The sequence below is a fragment of the Burkholderia sp. THE68 genome, assembly GCF_009938265.1.
In the GTDB taxonomy this organism is placed as follows: Bacteria; Pseudomonadota; Gammaproteobacteria; order Burkholderiales; family Burkholderiaceae; genus Caballeronia.
Genome location: NZ_AP022315.1, coordinates 1653736 through 1672329, shown reverse-complemented (window position 1 = coordinate 1672329; position 18594 = coordinate 1653736). Strand labels below are relative to the sequence as shown.

At 60.3% G+C, this 18594-nt stretch carries 13 protein-coding genes, 2 tRNA genes and 3 rRNA genes; 11 read left to right on the top strand and 7 right to left on the bottom strand.

Translation table 11 applies throughout. The features are described from left to right. Positions 1–44 precede the first annotated feature (44 nt). The 4 genes from BTHE68_RS07905 to BTHE68_RS07890 form a co-directional block, all read right to left on the bottom strand. Positions 45–605, bottom strand: a complete 561-nt coding sequence (locus BTHE68_RS07905) for a BspC domain-containing protein (protein WP_162066831.1) — start codon at positions 603–605, stop codon at positions 45–47. A 147-nt stretch (positions 606–752) separates the two neighbouring features. After that, positions 753–1427: an energy-coupling factor ABC transporter permease gene (locus BTHE68_RS07900; protein WP_162066830.1), complete on the bottom strand. Its 675-nt coding sequence runs from the start codon at positions 1425–1427 to the stop codon at positions 753–755. A gap of 68 nt (positions 1428–1495) precedes the next feature. After that, positions 1496–2305: a LuxR C-terminal-related transcriptional regulator gene (locus BTHE68_RS07895; protein ID WP_162065847.1), complete on the bottom strand. Its 810-nt coding sequence runs from the start codon at positions 2303–2305 to the stop codon at positions 1496–1498. Between the two features lie 192 nt (positions 2306–2497). After that, positions 2498–3712, bottom strand: a complete 1215-nt coding sequence (locus BTHE68_RS07890) for a DUF2863 family protein (RefSeq protein ID WP_162065846.1) — start codon at positions 3710–3712, stop codon at positions 2498–2500. Positions 3713–4268: 556 nt separating this feature from the next. Here BTHE68_RS07890 and BTHE68_RS07885 point away from each other — a divergent pair. From BTHE68_RS07885 to BTHE68_RS07850, 8 genes are all read left to right on the top strand, one after another. Continuing rightward, positions 4269–5802 (top strand): 16S ribosomal RNA (locus tag BTHE68_RS07885). 62 nt (positions 5803–5864) lie between these two features. Continuing rightward, positions 5865–5941 (top strand) — tRNA-Ile (locus BTHE68_RS07880). A gap of 50 nt (positions 5942–5991) precedes the next feature. Continuing rightward, positions 5992–6067, top strand: a tRNA-Ala gene (locus BTHE68_RS07875). A gap of 288 nt (positions 6068–6355) precedes the next feature. Next, a 23S ribosomal RNA gene (locus BTHE68_RS07870) occupies positions 6356–9242 on the top strand. Positions 9243–9376: 134 nt separating this feature from the next. Beyond that, positions 9377–9489, top strand: a 5S ribosomal RNA gene (gene rrf, locus BTHE68_RS07865). The 16S, 23S and 5S rRNA genes sit together here with 2 tRNA genes alongside, the layout of an rRNA operon. Positions 9490–9710: 221 nt before the next feature. Next, positions 9711–10574, top strand: coding sequence for a translesion DNA synthesis-associated protein ImuA (imuA, locus tag BTHE68_RS07860; RefSeq protein ID WP_162066828.1), 864 nt, complete (start codon positions 9711–9713; stop codon positions 10572–10574). After that, positions 10459–12114 (top strand): Y-family DNA polymerase, encoded by a 1656-nt coding sequence (locus BTHE68_RS07855; protein WP_174257998.1) that lies wholly within the window; start codon positions 10459–10461, stop codon positions 12112–12114. The genes imuA and BTHE68_RS07855 overlap by 116 nt, the downstream gene beginning before the upstream one ends. A gap of 7 nt (positions 12115–12121) precedes the next feature. Beyond that, complete coding sequence (locus tag BTHE68_RS07850) at positions 12122–15583, top strand: error-prone DNA polymerase (protein ID WP_232077864.1); 3462 nt, start codon at positions 12122–12124, stop codon at positions 15581–15583. On the opposite strand, the gene BTHE68_RS07845 is transcribed toward BTHE68_RS07850, so the two are convergent. Next, entirely contained in the window at positions 15577–16539 is a 963-nt protein-coding gene (locus BTHE68_RS07845; protein ID WP_162065845.1) for a dTDP-4-dehydrorhamnose reductase family protein, read from the bottom strand. The two genes, BTHE68_RS07850 and BTHE68_RS07845, sit on opposite strands and share 7 nt — an antisense overlap. Then, the gene (locus BTHE68_RS07840) at positions 16536–16742 is read right to left on the bottom strand and encodes a heavy-metal-associated domain-containing protein (protein WP_162065844.1); all 207 of its coding nucleotides are present in this window, start codon (positions 16740–16742) and stop codon (positions 16536–16538) included. Before BTHE68_RS07840 ends, BTHE68_RS07845 begins: the two co-directional genes overlap by 4 nt. A 96-nt stretch (positions 16743–16838) precedes the next feature. Between BTHE68_RS07840 and cueR the strand changes: the two genes are divergently transcribed. After that, on the top strand, positions 16839–17225 hold the full coding sequence (gene cueR / locus BTHE68_RS07835; RefSeq protein ID WP_162065843.1) for a Cu(I)-responsive transcriptional regulator: 387 nt from the start codon (positions 16839–16841) through the stop codon (positions 17223–17225). 235 nt (positions 17226–17460) lie between these two features. Further along, positions 17461–17607, top strand: coding sequence for a DUF3563 family protein (locus BTHE68_RS07830; protein WP_008349196.1), 147 nt, complete (start codon positions 17461–17463; stop codon positions 17605–17607). Positions 17608–17719: 112 nt separating this feature from the next. On the opposite strand, the gene copM is transcribed toward BTHE68_RS07830, so the two are convergent. Next, positions 17720–18118 carry a CopM family metallochaperone gene (gene copM / locus BTHE68_RS07825; RefSeq protein WP_162065842.1) on the bottom strand — a complete coding sequence of 133 codons (399 nt, stop codon included), beginning with the start codon at positions 18116–18118 and terminating at the stop codon, positions 17720–17722. Positions 18119–18230: 112 nt separating this feature from the next. Between copM and BTHE68_RS07820 the strand changes: the two genes are divergently transcribed. Continuing rightward, entirely contained in the window at positions 18231–18587 is a 357-nt protein-coding gene (locus tag BTHE68_RS07820) for a hypothetical protein (protein WP_232077863.1), read from the top strand. Positions 18588–18594 lie beyond the last annotated feature (7 nt).

Sequence of the window (18594 nt, the reverse complement as noted above, 5' to 3'; positions counted from 1 at the left end):
TGGCCAGGCTCTTTTTTTCGTGTCTTCGCTGCGTGGCAGAGTGACTAGTGCTTCTTGGTCGTCTTCTTTGTCGACGACGACTTTGCAGTGCCTTTCGTCTTGCCTTTCGCGCTGTGCTTGCCCTTCGTACTGCGCGTGGACGGCTCGGCGCGTGCGCGCAGCGGCGGCACGGGATCGTTCCATCCGAATGCGAGCATCTGACTGCCGACATAGCCGCAGCGGAACTTGAGCGGCGTGGGATCGCGCTCGCCGTTTTTCGGCATGCCCTGACCTTCGACGGTCACGACGTTGTCCACTTTGATTCGCTGCTTCTTCTCGTCGAACGAATCGTTCCACGGTTCGATCGTGGAGTGCGAGGCATCGAACGAGGCGGGCGGGAAGTCGACGTGATCGAATGCCGCGGAGGTGCTGGCGATGAAGTTGCCATGCGCGGCGCAATCCGCCACGAGCGGATTGGCGTTGAATTCGGTCACGAAGTGGTGAATCAGTTCATTGCGCTCGTCGAGCGAATCGGCAAAAGCGGACACCGCGCATGCCAACGATGCACATACCGCTAACCGGCCGACGAGCCGCAGGAGCCGGCGCGGTGCGTAGTTACTTTCCATCAAGTCTGGCGCTAAGAAGACACGGGCAAGTAAGATGCGCCGTGTGGGGAAGGAGTTCAATCTTATCGTACTTTGCGCGCGTTCCAACTGCGCGAAATCCGATATCGGGCAATCCCCATGGCGACGGGTCGGTGCGCTTCGCGAAACCTAGACGCGCGGACCGCGATCGAGGCGATAGCGGCGCACATCATACGTGGTGATCCACGCGGGCTTGTACACCGTGATCAGGATGGTGAGCAGACCGGTGAAGAGCGCTTCACCCGCGCCGAGAAGGATCGAGCTTCTCGTGAACGCCGCGGGGATGACGATCGGGCCGCCTGCGAGGGCCATTTCGAGCAGCACGGTCGCACCGCATGCCGCCGCCACCGCGATGGCCGACGTGATGAAGCCATGTCCCGCGATGAAGGTGAAAAGATTGCGCGGCAACCAGGCGTTGCTCAGGCGTTGCAGCAGGGTCGAGACGGCGACAGGCAGCGCGCCGAAAAGGAGATAGGTGGTCGCCACCGCGAGCCAGGAAGCATCGAGCACGACGGCGGCGAGGCCCGTGGTGGCAGCCGTGCCGATGAGCGCGAGCCGCCAGTCGAACAGCGTGACCATCAGCGTCGCGCCCAACAGATGAATGACGGGTCCGTCGTCGAACCATGCGTTGCACGCCCACAGCACTGAAACCGCGACGATAATGCCGAGCCACACGTTCTGCAGCGTGGCGTCCTGCAGGCGAGCGAACGGTCGCTGCAGTAGCGCGAGCGTGAGCAGTCCCGCGGCGGCGATCCAGCCGCCGACGGTCAGCCAAAGCGGTAGCGGTGTGTAGAAGAACCCCATGCCTTGCATATTACTCGCTGCGCGTAAAACGTGTGCGCGAAGGACGAGCCCGTTTGCATCGTTTGTTGCTAGAACGGCGATTCCGGCTCGGCGGCCATCGGGAGCGTGGCTGCATCGTTGTCCAGGAGCGACGGATAACGCGTCCTGGTCCTGCGCAGCGGAATTACGCCTGGCTGGCCAGAAACGACTCGCGCCGCGTTCTCGCTGGCGTTGCGCAGAATCTCGAGATGCGAGTTTTGCACGCCGTTGTAGATGGCGACCGCCGCGGCGCGATTCGCCGCGCCCAGTTGCTGGAAGATACTCGCAAGGTGAATTTTGACCGTGCCTTCGCTGATGCCGAGCGTCTTCGCGATCATCTTGTTCGTGCTGCCCATGTGGACGCAGCGCATGATCTGCTGCTGACGGGGCGAGAGCGTCGGATGCAGGCGAAGCCTGGGTGGAAGCTGGCTGCCGGCCTGCGCGCGGCGGGCGGCGAGTTCGAGCGTCAGTGCCGGATCGACGACGTCTGGCGGAATATAGTGGCCGCCGACGAGCACCATCTCCAGCGCGCGAAGGATCACGATCGGTTCGAGCGTGCGGGGGATCACGCCCATGGCGCCCGCGCTGATCAGCGCATAGACCAGCGCGGCGCCACAGCGGTCGACCATGATGGCCGCGGGCACGCGGGGCGCGGTGTCGAGCAGGATCTGCAGGTCGCCGGTGCGCAGGTCGGGCGCCCAGTCGATTACGATCATGTCGGGTTTGGAGCGTTTCAAGGCGGAACGGGCTTGTCTCCAGTCCTTCGCCTCGGTGAATTGCGCTTGGCGCGCAATACGGCGCAGCAATGTTTTAAGGCCCGCCCGGCGCTCGGCGTCGGAACCAATGATATTAATTTTCATGCTTTACCTCTCGTCAAAACACCCGTCGCCCTCGGCTTCGGGACTTGACGCCAGAGAACGGGTCGGCGTCAGCGCTATGTTGACAAATTTGAGGTGATTTGGCCCCCTATCCAAACGGCATAGGCATAAATACACAAAACCCCGCACGAGGGCGGGGTTCGGTTGAGGTCGAAAACGGCTATTCGCCGGTTTTCAGTGGAAATGAGGCTGCGCCGGTTCAGCGTCCTCAGGCATTTCGGCGTGGACGATCTCGCCGAGCGGATCCGCATAGAGCGGCACGCCGCAGTCATCGCAGAACTCTGGTTCGAAGCGTCCGGCATGGCGACGCACGTCCGACACGCCCGCCTTCTTCAGCAATTCGACGATCTCCTCGACCGCGCCGTTGGCGCCTTCGAGATCGGCGGCATCCTCATCCATGCCCAGTTCGCCGTTCTCGCGTCCATAGAGCGGCCACACGACGCCGTAGATCACGTCGTTGCTGCCGCGTCGTGTGAAGCCGATGCGGTATTCGTCTATACGACGCTCGCCGAAACCTGCGATGACGGCGCGCAAGTCCTGGGGCGCGGCGCCGAGCGTGTCGAACAGATAGCGCACGGCGGTTCGTACCGTGTGCGGGCGAACCTGTTCATCGGCGTCGCGGCAGGCGGAGTAGTAGGCGTCGGGCAGGAGACACTCGAACTCGCAGCCGGGCAGAATGGCCGCGAAACTCGGCCCGCCTTGCGCGGCCCATTGCTCCAGGCATTGACCACGCTCGACGCGCCCGCCGTTCTCGTCTTCCTGCCAGCGGAACAACGCCCCGCCGGCCGGTACGACGACCAGTGCCAGCAGGAATCGCGGGTCGGCGAGAATCGGCGAGGTTTCCGGAAGATCGGCGAGGTTCAAGCGTGCGACGTTGCCGCTCAAGACCGTTTGCAGCAGCTGTTGCGCGAGGCGCGCTGTATCGACGTGATGCCGCGGCAGCTGGTCGATGCTATAGAGGTACGGCGCGACCGCCACGCGCGCGCCCGCCGCGAGGACATGCGCCTGCATCTGCGTGCGCAACGCATCGATGGCGTCGCCCTTGAGCGCGCCGGACGGGATCGCGTAGCGCGTCCACGCGAGCACCGGGGCGGCGATGAGCAATGCTTCGTGGGGCGTGCCGTCGATATCGATGTTGAACGACTCGCTGTGGGTCTCGGCCATGTCGGCGAGGGCGCCATACGCGTCCGGATGATTCTGCTGCAGATGGTCGAGCGCGGCGTCGAGCGTCGTCTGATTGCCGTTGCGCACGAGTTTGGCGATGAGCGTGTCGAGGCGATCTTCCCAGAAGCGATCCTCGACACGGCTGCCGGACGCGAAGAGCGCGAGAGAGAGGCTGACGAGCTTGTCGGCGTCCGGGGGAATACGTTTTGCAAGTCGCGAGCGCATATCGATACAAGAGTGAATTGGTGCGGTGAACCTTTGATTGTAGTCGCTCGGCGGATGGTTTTATCGTGTGGCGATGCAGCACGTGGGTCTGTCGGACGGGATAGGCGCTTAGGGAGGATCGAATAGTTTTTCATACACCCCTTGCGGAGCCGGGATTCACTGACTAGAATTCCGTTCCTTCGCGATTCGATGAACGCGAAGGAGGCGGGATGAGGCGGTTCCCGGTGCGGTCGGCGAGAAAAGAAGTTCGAAGTTCTTGTTGACAGAAGCCGAAACGTTGTTCATAATCTCGTTTCTCTGCTGCTGATGCAGCGACGCAAGACGGAAGTTGATGTGATTCTTGCGATGTGCTCTTTAAAAACTAACAGCCGATAAGTGTGGGCGCTTGATAGCGAGTGCGGTTTCAGTCTTTCGGGGCTGAAGCGATAGCAAAAGTATCAAGAGTCTCACGCGAAGTATCAGAGGAAGGTTTATCTGTCGAGAGATGGATTAATCATCGTCAGTACGTTGAGTGAGCGACCGGTTCTTAACGGAACCGAAAAACAGTAACAGGTTTGAACTGAAGAGTTTGATCCTGGCTCAGATTGAACGCTGGCGGCATGCCTTACACATGCAAGTCGAACGGCAGCACGGGGGCAACCCTGGTGGCGAGTGGCGAACGGGTGAGTAATACATCGGAACGTGTCCTGTAGTGGGGGATAGCCCGGCGAAAGCCGGATTAATACCGCATACGATCTACGGAAGAAAGCGGGGGATCCTTCGGGACCTCGCGCTATAGGGGCGGCCGATGGCAGATTAGCTAGTTGGTGGGGTAAAGGCCTACCAAGGCGACGATCTGTAGCTGGTCTGAGAGGACGACCAGCCACACTGGGACTGAGACACGGCCCAGACTCCTACGGGAGGCAGCAGTGGGGAATTTTGGACAATGGGGGCAACCCTGATCCAGCAATGCCGCGTGTGTGAAGAAGGCCTTCGGGTTGTAAAGCACTTTTGTCCGGAAAGAAAACCATCGCCCTAATATGGTGGTGGGATGACGGTACCGGAAGAATAAGCACCGGCTAACTACGTGCCAGCAGCCGCGGTAATACGTAGGGTGCGAGCGTTAATCGGAATTACTGGGCGTAAAGCGTGCGCAGGCGGTCTGTTAAGACCGATGTGAAATCCCCGGGCTTAACCTGGGAACTGCATTGGTGACTGGCAGGCTTTGAGTGTGGCAGAGGGGGGTAGAATTCCACGTGTAGCAGTGAAATGCGTAGAGATGTGGAGGAATACCGATGGCGAAGGCAGCCCCCTGGGCCAACACTGACGCTCATGCACGAAAGCGTGGGGAGCAAACAGGATTAGATACCCTGGTAGTCCACGCCCTAAACGATGTCAACTAGTTGTTGGGGATTCATTTCCTTAGTAACGTAGCTAACGCGTGAAGTTGACCGCCTGGGGAGTACGGTCGCAAGATTAAAACTCAAAGGAATTGACGGGGACCCGCACAAGCGGTGGATGATGTGGATTAATTCGATGCAACGCGAAAAACCTTACCTACCCTTGACATGGTCGGAATCCCGCTGAGAGGTGGGAGTGCTCGAAAGAGAACCGGCGCACAGGTGCTGCATGGCTGTCGTCAGCTCGTGTCGTGAGATGTTGGGTTAAGTCCCGCAACGAGCGCAACCCTTGTCCTTAGTTGCTACGCAAGAGCACTCTAAGGAGACTGCCGGTGACAAACCGGAGGAAGGTGGGGATGACGTCAAGTCCTCATGGCCCTTATGGGTAGGGCTTCACACGTCATACAATGGTCGGAACAGAGGGTTGCCAAGCCGCGAGGTGGAGCCAATCCCAGAAAACCGATCGTAGTCCGGATCGCAGTCTGCAACTCGACTGCGTGAAGCTGGAATCGCTAGTAATCGCGGATCAGCATGCCGCGGTGAATACGTTCCCGGGTCTTGTACACACCGCCCGTCACACCATGGGAGTGGGTTTCACCAGAAGTAGGTAGCCTAACCGCAAGGAGGGCGCTTACCACGGTGGGATTCATGACTGGGGTGAAGTCGTAACAAGGTAGCCGTATCGGAAGGTGCGGCTGGATCACCTCCTTTCTCGAGCTTCGCACTTCAACATTAAGCGCTCACGCTTATCGGCTGTAAGAAAGACAGGCTAAGGGTCTGTAGCTCAGTCGGTTAGAGCACCGTCTTGATAAGGCGGGGGTCGTTGGTTCGAATCCAACCAGACCCACCACCCGAGAGAGGCGTGCTGACGGAGCAACCGTTCCTAGTCAGGCCACGGAAGGGGGATTAGCTCAGCTGGGAGAGCACCTGCTTTGCAAGCAGGGGGTCGTCGGTTCGATCCCGTCATCCTCCACCAAGTCTTCAATGCCAAGTGTTTGCTGCAAGCACTTGGCATTGGCGACTATAGCCAGTTGATGCTGCAAGCAGTGCAACACGCTTGTCGGCTAAACGTTCTTTAACAATCTGGAAGAAGTAGTAAAGAGAATCGCGAAAGCACTTAGAGATGGGTGTGAGTAGAGATTTAAGGGTAGTGATTGTATCAAGTATGAAAAGGTGATCGAGAGATCGCTTTGGAATACGGCACAACGCGAATACTCAGCCTATGACGGGACGTGACAAGCGCAAGCAGACACACTCGTTATAGGGTCAAGCGAACAAGTGCATGTGGTGGATGCCTTGGCGATCACAGGCGATGAAGGACGCGGTAGCCTGCGAAAAGCTACGGGGAGCTGGCAAACGAGCTTTGATCCGTAGATGTCCGAATGGGGAAACCCGGCCCGTATGGGTCATCCTAAGCTGAATACATAGGCTTAGTGAAGCGAACGCGGTGAACTGAAACATCTAAGTAACCGCAGGAAAAGAAATCAACCGAGATTCCCAGAGTAGTGGCGAGCGAAATGGGATCAGCCTGTACTCTTTATTTGACTTATTAGCCGAACGCTCTGGAAAGTGCGGCCCTAGCAGGTGATAGCCCTGTAGGCGAAAATAGGTTGAAAGAACTAGGTGTACGACAAGTAGGGCGGGACACGTGAAATCCTGTCTGAAGATGGGGGGACCATCCTCCAAGGCTAAATACTCGTGATCGACCGATAGTGAACCAGTACCGTGAGGGAAAGGCGAAAAGAACCCCGGGAGGGGAGTGAAATAGATCCTGAAACCGCATGCATACAAACAGTCGGAGCCTGGAAACGGGTGACGGCGTACCTTTTGTATAATGGGTCAGCGACTTACGTTCAGTAGCGAGCTTAACTGATTAAGGCAGGCGTAGCGAAAGCGAGTCCGAATAGGGCGATCAGTTGCTGGGCGTAGACCCGAAACCAAGTGATCTATCCATGGCCAGGTTGAAGGTGCGGTAACACGTACTGGAGGACCGAACCCACTAACGTTGAAAAGTTAGGGGATGAGCTGTGGATAGGGGTGAAAGGCTAAACAAACTTGGAAATAGCTGGTTCTCTCCGAAAACTATTTAGGTAGTGCCTCGTGTATCACCTTCGGGGGTAGAGCACTGTCATGGTTGTGGGGTCCATTGCGGATTACTACGCCATAGCAAACTCCGAATACCGAAGAGTGCAATCACGGGAGACAGACATCGGGTGCTAACGTCCGGTGTCAAGAGGGAAACAACCCAGACCGCCAGCTAAGGTCCCAAAGATTGGCTAAGTGGGAAACGAAGTGGGAAGGCTAAAACAGTCAGGAGGTTGGCTTAGAAGCAGCCACCCTTTAAAGAAAGCGTAATAGCTCACTGATCGAGTCGTCCTGCGCGGAAGATGTAACGGGGCTCAAGCCAGTCACCGAAGCTGCGGATACACGTTGAAAGATACGTGTGTGGTAGGAGAGCGTTCCGTAAGCCTGCGAAGGTGCGTTGAAAAGCGTGCTGGAGGTATCGGAAGTGCGAATGCTGACATGAGTAGCGATAAAGGGGGTGAAAAGCCCCCTCGCCGTAAGCCCAAGGTTTCCTACGCAACGTTCATCGGCGTAGGGTGAGTCGGCCCCTAAGGCGAGGCAGAAATGCGTAGCTGATGGGAAGCAGGTCAATATTCCTGCACCATTGTTAGATGCGATGGGGGGACGGATCGCGGAAGGTTGTCCGGGTGTTGGACGTCCCGGTCGCTGCATTGGAGAAGGCGCTTAGGCAAATCCGGGCGCGTAATTCAAGGGTGTGGCGCGAGCTTCTTAGGAAGCGAAGCAATTGGAAGTGGTTCCAAGAAAAGCCTCTAAGCTTCAGTCTAATAGTGACCGTACCGCAAACCGACACAGGTGGGCGAGATGAGTATTCTAAGGCGCTTGAGAGAACTCGGGAGAAGGAACTCGGCAAATTGGTACCGTAACTTCGGGATAAGGTACGCCCTTGTAGCTTGACTGGCCTGCGCCAGGAGGGTGAAAGGGTTGCAATAAACTGGTGGCTGCGACTGTTTAATAAAAACACAGCACTCTGCAAACACGAAAGTGGACGTATAGGGTGTGACGCCTGCCCGGTGCCGGAAGATTAAATGATGGGGTGCAAGCTCTTGATTGAAGTCCCGGTAAACGGCGGCCGTAACTATAACGGTCCTAAGGTAGCGAAATTCCTTGTCGGGTAAGTTCCGACCTGCACGAATGGCGTAACGATGGCCACACTGTCTCCTCCCGAGACTCAGCGAAGTTGAAGTGTTTGTGATGATGCAATCTCCCCGCGGCTAGACGGAAAGACCCCATGAACCTTTACTGTAGCTTTGCATTGGACTTTGAACCGATCTGTGTAGGATAGGTGGGAGGCTATGAAGCGTGAACGCTAGTTTGCGTGGAGCCGTCCTTGAAATACCACCCTGGTTTGTTTGAGGTTCTAACCTTGGTCCATGATCTGGATCGGGGACAGTGCATGGTAGGCAGTTTGACTGGGGCGGTCTCCTCCCAAAGTGTAACGGAGGAGTACGAAGGTACGCTAGGTACGGTCGGAAATCGTGCTGATAGTGCAATGGCATAAGCGTGCTTAACTGCGAGACCGACAAGTCGAGCAGGTGCGAAAGCAGGTCATAGTGATCCGGTGGTTCTGTATGGAAGGGCCATCGCTCAACGGATAAAAGGTACTCTGGGGATAACAGGCTGATACCGCCCAAGAGTTCATATCGACGGCGGTGTTTGGCACCTCGATGTCGGCTCATCTCATCCTGGGGCTGTAGCCGGTCCCAAGGGTATGGCTGTTCGCCATTTAAAGAGGTACGTGAGCTGGGTTTAAAACGTCGTGAGACAGTTTGGTCCCTATCTGCCGTGGGCGTTGGATATTTGAAGGGGGCTGCTCCTAGTACGAGAGGACCGGAGTGGACGAACCTCTGGTGTACCGGTTGTCACGCCAGTGGCATCGCCGGGTAGCTATGTTCGGAAGAGATAACCGCTGAAAGCATCTAAGCGGGAAACTCGCCTTAAGATGAGATATCCCCGGGGCTTCGAGCCCCTTGAAGGGTCGTTCCAGACCAGGACGTTGATAGGTCAGGTGTGTAAGTGCAGTAATGCATTGAGCTAACTGATACTAATTGCCCGTAAGGCTTGATCCTATAACCAGTGTGTTTGTGCCTCCTCAGGAGCCCGCACTGGCGAGTCACAGCGTGTGCGACAATCGCCACCCGAATTCTTTACCGCTTCTTCCCAGATTGGTTGTGCGCCCACAGGCGCTCAACAACAAGTCATGCCTGATGACCATAGCGAGTCGGTCCCACCCCTTCCCATCCCGAACAGGACCGTGAAACGACTCCACGCCGATGATAGTGCGGGTTCCCGTGTGAAAGTAGGTAATCGTCAGGCTCCTCATGCCGCAAACAAAAACCCCACCCCGCAAAGGTGGGGTTTTTGCGTTTCTGCCCCACATCCTTCTCCTCTCCCTTCGTGGCCTGACAGCGTGCGCCGGCCCACCGGTTGTTTACCTTCCCACAGCAAAATACTGTATAAATATACAGTAAAACCAGAGGTCGCCGAGCGCTCGAACCATGAGCAGGCCCTTGTATTCGCGCTGGACGGGGAAACTCATGGGTGCAGCACTTTCATTGCTCGATATCGGGCTGACATCGCATCTGCAGCGTCAGGTCTGGCAGGGCAGTCCGATCAACGATCCCGACTCGAACATCGTCTCGAGCGGTTTTCGGACGCTCGACCTCGCCTTGCCCGGCGCCGGATGGATGCCTGGCTCAGTCACCGAATTGCTGATCGAGGAGAGCGGCGTCGGTGAAATCAGGCTGCTCGCGCACACGCTTCGAGAGCTGACAGCAAGCAAAGGCCGCTCCGTCATATTCGTCGCGCCCCCGTGGAAGCCCAATCTGGCGGCGCTTCGGGCGATGAACATCTCGGTGAACAAACTCGTCTGGGTCAAGGCGCCGGAGGATCAGGTGCTCTGGGCGGCGGAACAGTCGCTGAAGCAGGAAGGCATCGGCGCTGTGCTGATCTGGCTACCGCAAGTGCGTTCAGAAGCGCTGCGAAGGCTGCAAGTGGCGGCTCAGGAAGCGCAGTCGCTGGCGTTCCTGTTCCGCCCGCTCAAAGCGGCGAAGCAATCATCTGCCGCGCCGCTGCGCATGGTCTGCAAGCCGATACTTCCCGCCAACGCGCAGACGATGAACCGTCGCGAATGGATGCAGGCCGTCATGCTCGAGATCGACATCATCAAGCGGCGCGGTCCGTTGCTGGGCAAGCCGTTGCGGTTGAGCGTGCCGTTGCAGATGCCTGCGCTGCCCGAACATATTCGTCGCGCGCATCAGGCAAGGAAAGCACGAGAGGTCAAACATGTTGTGGATAGCGGTGACATTGCCGCTTTTATCGCTCGAAGCAGTCAGGCCGCCATCGATGCCCTCGGCATCGGCGAGTTCGATCTCGCCTGGAGCAGCATCGACGCCGAATGACAGCCGCGTCGACGAAATCGATCAGCCCTGCTTCGCGCTCGCCGATCACGCGCGCATCCTGATGCCCGATCTCGTCGCGTTTAGGCTCGGCGTGCGGCCTGGCTGTACGCGCTCGCATGCGTTCGCGCTGGCGCCCCAGCTGACGTTGCTCGCCGTCGATATTCGCGAAGAGCAGCGCGCACTCGAAGCCGTTGCGCTGGCGTTGCTCGCGTTCACGCCCAAAGTCGTGCTGACCCATGCGAACACGGTGCTGCTCGAAGTCGGCGCGAGCATGCGGCTCTTCGGCGGATTGCGCGCGTTGCTGTCCAGGGTGACGTCGACGGTGAAAGGATGCGGCTTCACCTCGCGCATGGGTTGCGCGCCGACTGCGTGGGGCGCATGGTTGCTGGCGCACGCGCGCACGCGTCGTGTGGCGCGTCGCGTGCGTATCGTGAAAGAGACGACGCTCATACGCGTGCTCGATGAGCTGCCCGTAACGCTCGTGCCGTCGGCGCATTCGCACGGCAACGCGTTCGAACAGATCGGCTGTGCGACGCTTGCCGATTTGCGCCGTCTGCCGCGCAAGGGTGTCGCGCGACGGTTCGGGCAAGGCGTCCTGCAATGGCTCGCGCAGGCATACGGACAGGCGCCCGACCCGCGCGAGGCGTTTTGCGCGCCGGCGTCGTTCGAAGCGCGGCTCGAACTGCAGGCGCGCGTGGAAAACGCCGACGCGTTGTTGTTCGCCGCCCGCCGTCTCGTGCTGCAACTCGCAGGCTGGCTGAGCGCGCATCATGCGGCCGTCAGCGAATTCTCGCTGTTGCTCGAGCACGAACTGGCCGCCCGTCATGCGCCGAAAACGTCGACGTTCAAGGTGGCGTGGGCCGTACCGACGCGCGAAGCCGATCACATCCTCTGGCTGTTGCGCGAGAAGCTGAATCAGACGACGCTCGCAGCGCCCGTGATCGAAATGAAGCTTCTGGCCGACAAGATCAGCGAACACGCGCCGCCGCCCGACACCCTGTTTCCGATGCCAGGTTCCGACAGTGAATCGATGGCGCAACTGCTCGAACGTCTGAGCGCGCGGCTCGGCGCCGAGAATGTCGTGCAACTGGTCGCGCGGGACGATCACCGGCCCGAAGCGGCGATGACGGTCGAAGCCTGTAAGCCCGGGCACGAAGCAAAGTCGAAGCGAGGAAAGAAGTCGCTGGAGGCTCAAACAGCAAAAACGAGCGCGCCGATCGAGACGGAAGCAGAGACAGAAGCCGAAGCGCCAACCGAATCCGACGTGCCGCTCGCGCTTCCCGATCTGGCCGTTCCTTCGCAGCCGCGGCCTTCGTGGATACTCGAAACGCCCCAAAAGCTGATGCTGCGCAATGAGCGGCCGTTCTATCAACGTCCGCTGAAGCTCATCAGCCGGACCGAGCGCATCGAGGCAGGATGGTGGGACGGCAACGGCGTCCAGCGCGATTACTACGTCGCCGCCGACGATCGCGGTCGCATGTTCTGGCTCTATCGCGAACGTCTGAGCGGGTACTGGTTCCTGCACGGTTTTTTCGGATGATGCCGCCATGGATGATTTGAGCGACATCATCAGCCTGGGCGAAGGCGACGAAAACAACGACAAGGCGGCATCGCTAGGCTCGTCGGCGTTGTTGCCCGGTTATGCCGAACTGCATTGCCTGAGCAACTTTTCGTTCCTGCGCGGCGCGTCGCATCCGCAGGAACTGGCGGCGGCCGCGCTCGAACATGGCTATACCGCGCTCGCGATCACGGACGAATGCTCGCTCGCGGGCGTCGTGCGTGCACATGCCGCAATCAAGGATATCGAAGCGAAAGCGCAGGCCGCTGCCGAAGCCGCGCGGCTTGCCGGTGAACCGCCGCCGAAGACGCAGGCACTGAAGCTGATCATCGGCAGCGAACTGCATCTCACCGATGACGACGGCAAAGCATTCTGCACACTGATCGCGCTCGCGACGAATCGTGCAGGCTACGGCAATCTGTCGGAGCTGATTTCGCTTGCGCGCTCGCGTGCGCCCAAAGGCAGTTACAAGCTAGGCCCGGAAGACTTCACCGATCCCGCCGCCTCATCCGATGCGGCAGACCTGCGCGGCGATATCGCCCATCTGAAGCACTTGCCCGATTGCCTCCTGATTCTCGTGCCGCAGCGCTTGGCGACGCTCGCCGACACGCTCGATCGCGCGCACTGGCTGGCCAGTTTCGCCGCGGGCCGCGCGTGGCTCGCGCTGGAGCTCTGGCAGGACGGCAGCGACGACGAACGTCTCGCTTCGTGCCGCGTGATGGCCGAAGCGAGTGGATTGCCGCTCGTCGCGGCGAGCGGCGCGCTGATGCATGCGCGTTCGCGCAAGCCGTTGCAGGACACCTTGACCGCGATTCGCCTGAACCGGCCGCTCGCCGAATGCGGTTATGCGCTCGAAGCGAATGCGGAGCGGCATCTGCGCACGCGGCTGCGTATCGGCGCGCTGTATCCCAAAGAGACGATCAGGGAAACGCTGAAGGTGGCCGCACGCTGCACGTTCACGCTCGACGAACTCAGGTACGAATATCCCGAAGAACTCGTGCCGCCCGGCGAGACGCCCGCGAGCTATCTGCGCAAGCAGGTGATTGCCGGTGCGTTGCAACGCTGGCCGAACGGCATGGACGCCGAGACGATCGGTCTTATCGAAAAGGAGCTGGTGCTCGTCGCCAGGCTGGAATACGAGAAGTACTTCCTGACGGTCTATGACATCGTCGCGTTTGCGCGCAGCAAAGGGATTCTGTGCCAGGGGCGCGGCTCGGCGGCGAATTCGATCATCTGCTATTGCCTCTTCATCACCGAGCTCGATCCGGTCCGGATGGACTTGCTGATCGAGCGCTTCATTTCGCAAGCGCGCAACGAGCCACCCGATATCGATGTCGATTTCGAGCATCAGCGGCGCGAGGAAGTGATCCAGTACATCTATCGGAAATACGGACGGCATCGCGCGTCGCTGGCGGCGTCGCTCATCACGTATCACACGCGCAGCGCGCTGAAGGATGTCGGCAAGGCGCTCGGGCTCGATGCGTCGCTGATCGAGCGCATCGGCAAGTCGCAGCAGTGGTGGGACGGGCCGTCGGCGGTCGCGGGCTATCTCAGGGAAGCGGGCTTCAGCGACGATTCGCATGTCACGAAGCATCTCATCCGCTTGACGCGCGAGTTGCGCGGCTTTCCGCGACATCTGTCGCAACATGTCGGCGGATTCGTGATCGCGCGGGAGCGGTTGTCGCGGCTCGTGCCGATCGAAAACGCCGCGATGAAAGACCGCTGCGTGATCCAGTGGGACAAGGACGACATCGATCAGCTGAAGCTCCTGAAAGTGGACGTGCTCGCGCTCGGCATGCTGTCGGCAATCCGGCGCGCGCTCGAATTCGTCGCGCTGCGGCGCGGCGTGCCGGGCTTCGGTCTCGCGCATATTCGCCGCGAGGACAAGGCCGTCTATGAGATGTGCTGCCGCGCGGACACCATCGGCGTGTTTCAGATCGAATCGCGTGCACAGCAGAGCATGCTGCCGCGCTTGCGGCCCCAGAAGTATTACGACCTCGTGATCGAAGTGGCGATCGTGCGGCCCGGCCCGATTCAGGGCGGCATGGTGCATCCGTATCTGCGCCGCAAGCAAGGGCTGGAAGAGGAGGAATATCCGAAAGAGGAACTGCGGCCGGTGCTCGGCCGCACGCTCGGCGTGCCGATCTTTCAGGAGCAGGTGATGAAGCTCGCGATGGTCGCGGCCGGCTACACGGCGGAGCAGGCCGACCAGTTGCGCCGCGCGATGGCAGCGTGGCGTCGCGGCAGTCATCTGGAGAAATATCAGGCCGATCTCATGAAAAAGATGCTCGCGCGCGGTTACGAGCATGATTTCGCGGCGCGCGTGTGCAAGCAGATCGAGGGTTTCGGCGAATACGGCTTTCCGGAGAGTCACTCGGCGAGCTTCGCGCTGCTCGTCTATATCAGCGCGTGGATCAAGCGCTACGAGCCCGCGGCGTTCCTCGCCGGTCTGCTGAACAGCCAGCCGCTCGGTTTCTATTCGCCCTCGCAACTCGTGCAGGACGCAAAGCGCCACGGCGTGCCGGTGTTCGCGCCCGATGTTTCGCTGAGCGACTGGGAATCGGTGCTGGAAGCGCGCTCCGGCAACGGCGAGCGCATCGTGTTCGATGCAGGCAAGGAACGGCGGCGTCAGCAGTTCTACGGCGCGGCCGAGTCGGATCGCGTGTTTCGGAAGACGGTGCGGCGCGGGGCGCGCAAGCTCAGAAAGCGCGTCGAACTGGATGGACGGCAATACGGCGCGAAAGGTCCGGGCGTACGGATCGGTCTGCAACTGATCAAGGGTCTCCCGCAGACGGCGGCCGAGCGCATCATGGCCGCGCGCGCGCAGGCGCCATTCACCGATGTCGACGATCTCACGCGTCGTGCGGACTTGTCGCGCCGCGAGCTCGAAGCGCTTGCGGCGGGAAATGCGCTCGCGAGCATCGCGGGGCATCGGCGTCAGGCATGGTGGGCGGTCACCGCGCAGCAGCGCGCGCCGGAATTGCTGCGCGACGCGCCGATGAGCGAGGCGCCGCTCCTGCTGCCGGAGGCATCGGAAGGCCGCGAAATCGTCGACGACTACGCGAGTCTCGGGCTCACGCTCAATCGTCATCCGCTCGCTCTCTTGCGCAGCAAGCTTGCGCGCATGCGTTTCAAGACAGCCGCCGAACTGGCAGACATCAGAAACGGACGCTTCGTGCGGGCGTGCGGCATCGTGACCGTGCGGCAGCGGCCAGGCACGGCGAACGGGACGATTTTCGTCTCGATAGAAGACGAAACCGGCGCGATCAACGTGATCGTCTGGCCCGGACTCGTCGAGAAGCAGCGCAAGGTGCTGCTAGGGGCGTCGCTGCTCGGTGTGCATGGCGTCTGGCAGATGGAGGGCGAGGTGCGGCATCTGGTGGCGCAGCGGCTCGAAGACCATAGCGCGCTGCTCGGCCGCCTTGCCACACCGAGCCGCGATTTTCACTGAGACGAAACGTCCGGATATCGTGCGAGCAGTCCGGCGATGGCGACATCGAACGATGTGCGCCGGCCGATGCCGAGTGCTTCCAGCCGGCCGGAATCGAGATGGCAGTCGCGCGGACGCGGCGTCGCGTCGGTCGGCGTGCGTTGCGCGACGAGCTGCGCGTCCACGTTCAGCACGCGCGCGATGCGTCGGGCGATATCGAACTTCGTCATCGGTTCGTCGCCAGACCATTGCGTGATGCCCGAGATCGTTTCGCCTCCCGCGTGATGTTCGAGCATGCCGCGAATCACCACGGCGACATCCGGCGTGAAAGTCGGATAGCGCGTCGCCCAGGCGTCCATCAAGGCGGGCGCGTTCGCCGGATCGGCGGACTTGACCGTCGCGGGCGTGAGGCTCGTCACCGCCGATTCGTTCCACTCGGTGAACGGACCGTAAAGCAGCGGCAGGCGCAGCACACAGGACGCCGGATCGCCCGCGAGCAACGCGCGTTCACCGTCCAGTTTGCTCTGGCCGTAGGCATTGAGCGGCGCGGGAGTATCGTCGGGGAGATAGGGAGGAGTGGTGCCGTCGAACACGTAGTCGGTCGATATCGACAGCACCCATGCGCCGAGCGAGCGCGCCTCGCTCGCAATCACGCTCAAGGCCTCCACGTTCAACGCGCGAGCGAGCGCCGGATCGTTTTCACAGACGTCCGGACGCCGCTCCGCCGCCGCGACGACGATCGCATCGGGCGCGCGTTCGCGAAGGAAGGCGCGCACCGCGTCATGGTCGAGCAGATCGAGTTTCACGTTCTGCGCGTCGGCGCGGCTACGAGCCGTGCACACGATGCGCCAGTCTCTAGCGCCGGGCGCGCTCGCCAGCTCGGCGGCGACGGCACGGCCAAGAAGTCCCGACGCGCCGATGAGCGCGACGGTAAAACGCCCGCTCGCGCTCGCGCTCGCGCTCGCGCTCGCGCTCATGCGGAAGCGACGCCGACGACCGTGTAGCCAGCCTCGTCGATGGCTTCCTTCAACGCATCATTCGATTGCGCCGATTCAACGGCGACCCGGCCTCGCTCCAGATCCACGCGAACCTGCGCCTGCGGATCGATTTCCTGGATCGAGCGCGTCACGGCCGCGACGCAGTGCTGGCAACTCATGCCTTGAACTTCGAATTCGGTCATTGCGGTTTCCCCTTGAAAAAGCGTTGATCGACGACATCGTATACCTTGCCATCATAGGAAGGTGTAGAGTCGAAGCGACATTTTTGGGGAACAGGCATGAATATCGGCGAAGCGGCCCGCGCGTCGGGCGTGACGGCAAAGATGATCCGCTATTACGAAAGCGTCGGATTGCTCAATCCGGTCGGGCGGACATCGTCGGGATATCGCGTGTACGGCCACCAGGAGGTCCACGCGCTGCGTTTCGTGCGGCAGGCGCGCCGGCTGGGCTTTCTCGTCGAGGATATTCGAAAACTCCTGGCCTTATGGCAAGACCGGTCGCGTGCAAGCGCCGAAGTGAAGTCGATCGCGCTGGAACACGTCGCGGAGTTGGACCGGCGAATTGCCGAACTGACGGAGATGCGCGACACGCTGTCGCATCTTGCGAATCACTGTCACGGCGACGCCCGACCGGATTGCCCGATCCTGGACAAGCTTGCGCAGTAAATGCACCATTGCGGTGCTCACTCGTGAGCGAACATGCGGACAAATCAACTAATCGTCTGAAAAAACAGCAGTTTAAGCAAGGATTTTGCCCGCACCATTCCGAATCCGTATGCACAGTATTCAAGCATTTCACTAGCACTCCGTCAGGGTTTTCCTCTATAATCCGGGTATTCCCTGATGCGGGTAATCCCTGACCCGAACTACCAGGGATCGTCTAGAGACCTTGGAGAACATCATGTTTGCATTCCTGATCGAAAAACTGAGCATTTGGTTTGAAGCTGCCGAGCAGCGTCGCCGCGAAGCGTACCTTGCGCAATCGACGGACATCGTCCAGCTCGAACAGCGCATTCGCTCGCTCGAAACGAACGGTTACAACGCATAAGCGTTTCGTTCTTGGCGCAAAAAAGCGCGCACGTGAAAGTTGAAAAAGCCCCGCATTGCGGGGCTTTTTCTTTGGGGCGCGGCATGCGCGTCGCCGGGCCGTACGTCCGCCGTCAATGCTTGGGCGGATGCTGTTCCAGCCATTGCTTCATGAACGCGATCTCTTTTTCCTGCGCGGCGATGACATCCTTCGCCAGTTTGCGCAGCTTCGCGTCCTTGCCGTACTTCAATTCGACCTTCGCCATTTCAACCGCGCCCTGGTGATGCGGAATCATGTGCGCGACGAAGTCCCGGTCAGCGTCGCCCGTGTATTCGATGCTCGACATGCCCGACATCATTTTCTGATCGGCGGCCTGGAACGCGGCGGTGGACGAGACGTCCGTGGCCTTGGGCGCGTGCTGCTCCATGTTCATGCCGGGCATCGCGTCACTCGCGGGCGCGGCGGTCTGCGCGATTGCGGTTGCACTGCAGAGGGCGGTGAAGATCGCCAGCGCGATTCTTGTTGATTTCATCGAATCTCCTGTGAAAGGGCGGTTGCCAACATGCTTCCAGATCGGAACGCCTAGCCTAAAGCTTGCCACCGGGGTAAGGTAAAGCAGTTTCGTCTACATAAAAGAGCGAGCGATGCGAGGCCACATCTATCACACGACGACTATCCGCCGCCGCATGCGCTTTGCGATCACGCTTGCGCTGACTCTGTCCGCATCGCACGTGGCATTCGCCAAGCCAGGCGGCGAGCCCCTCGTGCTCGATACGCAGACCGGCATCCACAGCGGCGCGAGCGGCGGAACGGTGCTTCAGAGCGGTCCGCTCGGCGGCCCCGGCATGGTGCCGATGGCAACCTTGCCCGGCCTCCCGCAGCAGCCGGACCAGCCGATCGTGGTGTCGCCGTACGTCGAGTATTCGAGCGGACAGAGCAGCGTTCCGGTGCAGCCGGGTCACGGAGTGCGGCCGAGGAACCCGCGCGCGCCTTACCCCTGAGCGTCGG

Excerpts from the sequence above, each read along its gene's own strand:
- BTHE68_RS07845 (WP_162065845.1), bottom strand. The coding sequence starts at position 16,539 with ATGAGCGCGAGCGCGAGCGCGAGCGCGAGCGCGAGCGGGCGTTTTACC.
- BTHE68_RS07855 (WP_174257998.1), top strand. The coding sequence starts at position 10,459 with ATGTTGTGGATAGCGGTGACATTGCCGCTTTTATCGCTCGAAGCAGTC.
- BTHE68_RS07820 (WP_232077863.1), top strand. The coding sequence starts at position 18,231 with ATGCGAGGCCACATCTATCACACGACGACTATCCGCCGCCGCATGCGC.
- BTHE68_RS07905 (WP_162066831.1), bottom strand. The coding sequence starts at position 605 with ATGGAAAGTAACTACGCACCGCGCCGGCTCCTGCGGCTCGTCGGCCGG.
- imuA (WP_162066828.1), top strand. The coding sequence starts at position 9,711 with ATGGGTGCAGCACTTTCATTGCTCGATATCGGGCTGACATCGCATCTG.
- copM (WP_162065842.1), bottom strand. The coding sequence starts at position 18,118 with ATGAAATCAACAAGAATCGCGCTGGCGATCTTCACCGCCCTCTGCAGT.
- BTHE68_RS07890 (WP_162065846.1), bottom strand. The coding sequence starts at position 3,712 with ATGCGCTCGCGACTTGCAAAACGTATTCCCCCGGACGCCGACAAGCTC.
- BTHE68_RS07830 (WP_008349196.1), top strand. The coding sequence starts at position 17,461 with ATGTTTGCATTCCTGATCGAAAAACTGAGCATTTGGTTTGAAGCTGCC.
- BTHE68_RS07840 (WP_162065844.1), bottom strand. The coding sequence starts at position 16,742 with ATGACCGAATTCGAAGTTCAAGGCATGAGTTGCCAGCACTGCGTCGCG.
- BTHE68_RS07895 (WP_162065847.1), bottom strand. The coding sequence starts at position 2,305 with ATGAAAATTAATATCATTGGTTCCGACGCCGAGCGCCGGGCGGGCCTT.
- BTHE68_RS07850 (WP_232077864.1), top strand. The coding sequence starts at position 12,122 with ATGGATGATTTGAGCGACATCATCAGCCTGGGCGAAGGCGACGAAAAC.
- cueR (WP_162065843.1), top strand. The coding sequence starts at position 16,839 with ATGAATATCGGCGAAGCGGCCCGCGCGTCGGGCGTGACGGCAAAGATG.
- BTHE68_RS07900 (WP_162066830.1), bottom strand. The coding sequence starts at position 1,427 with ATGGGGTTCTTCTACACACCGCTACCGCTTTGGCTGACCGTCGGCGGC.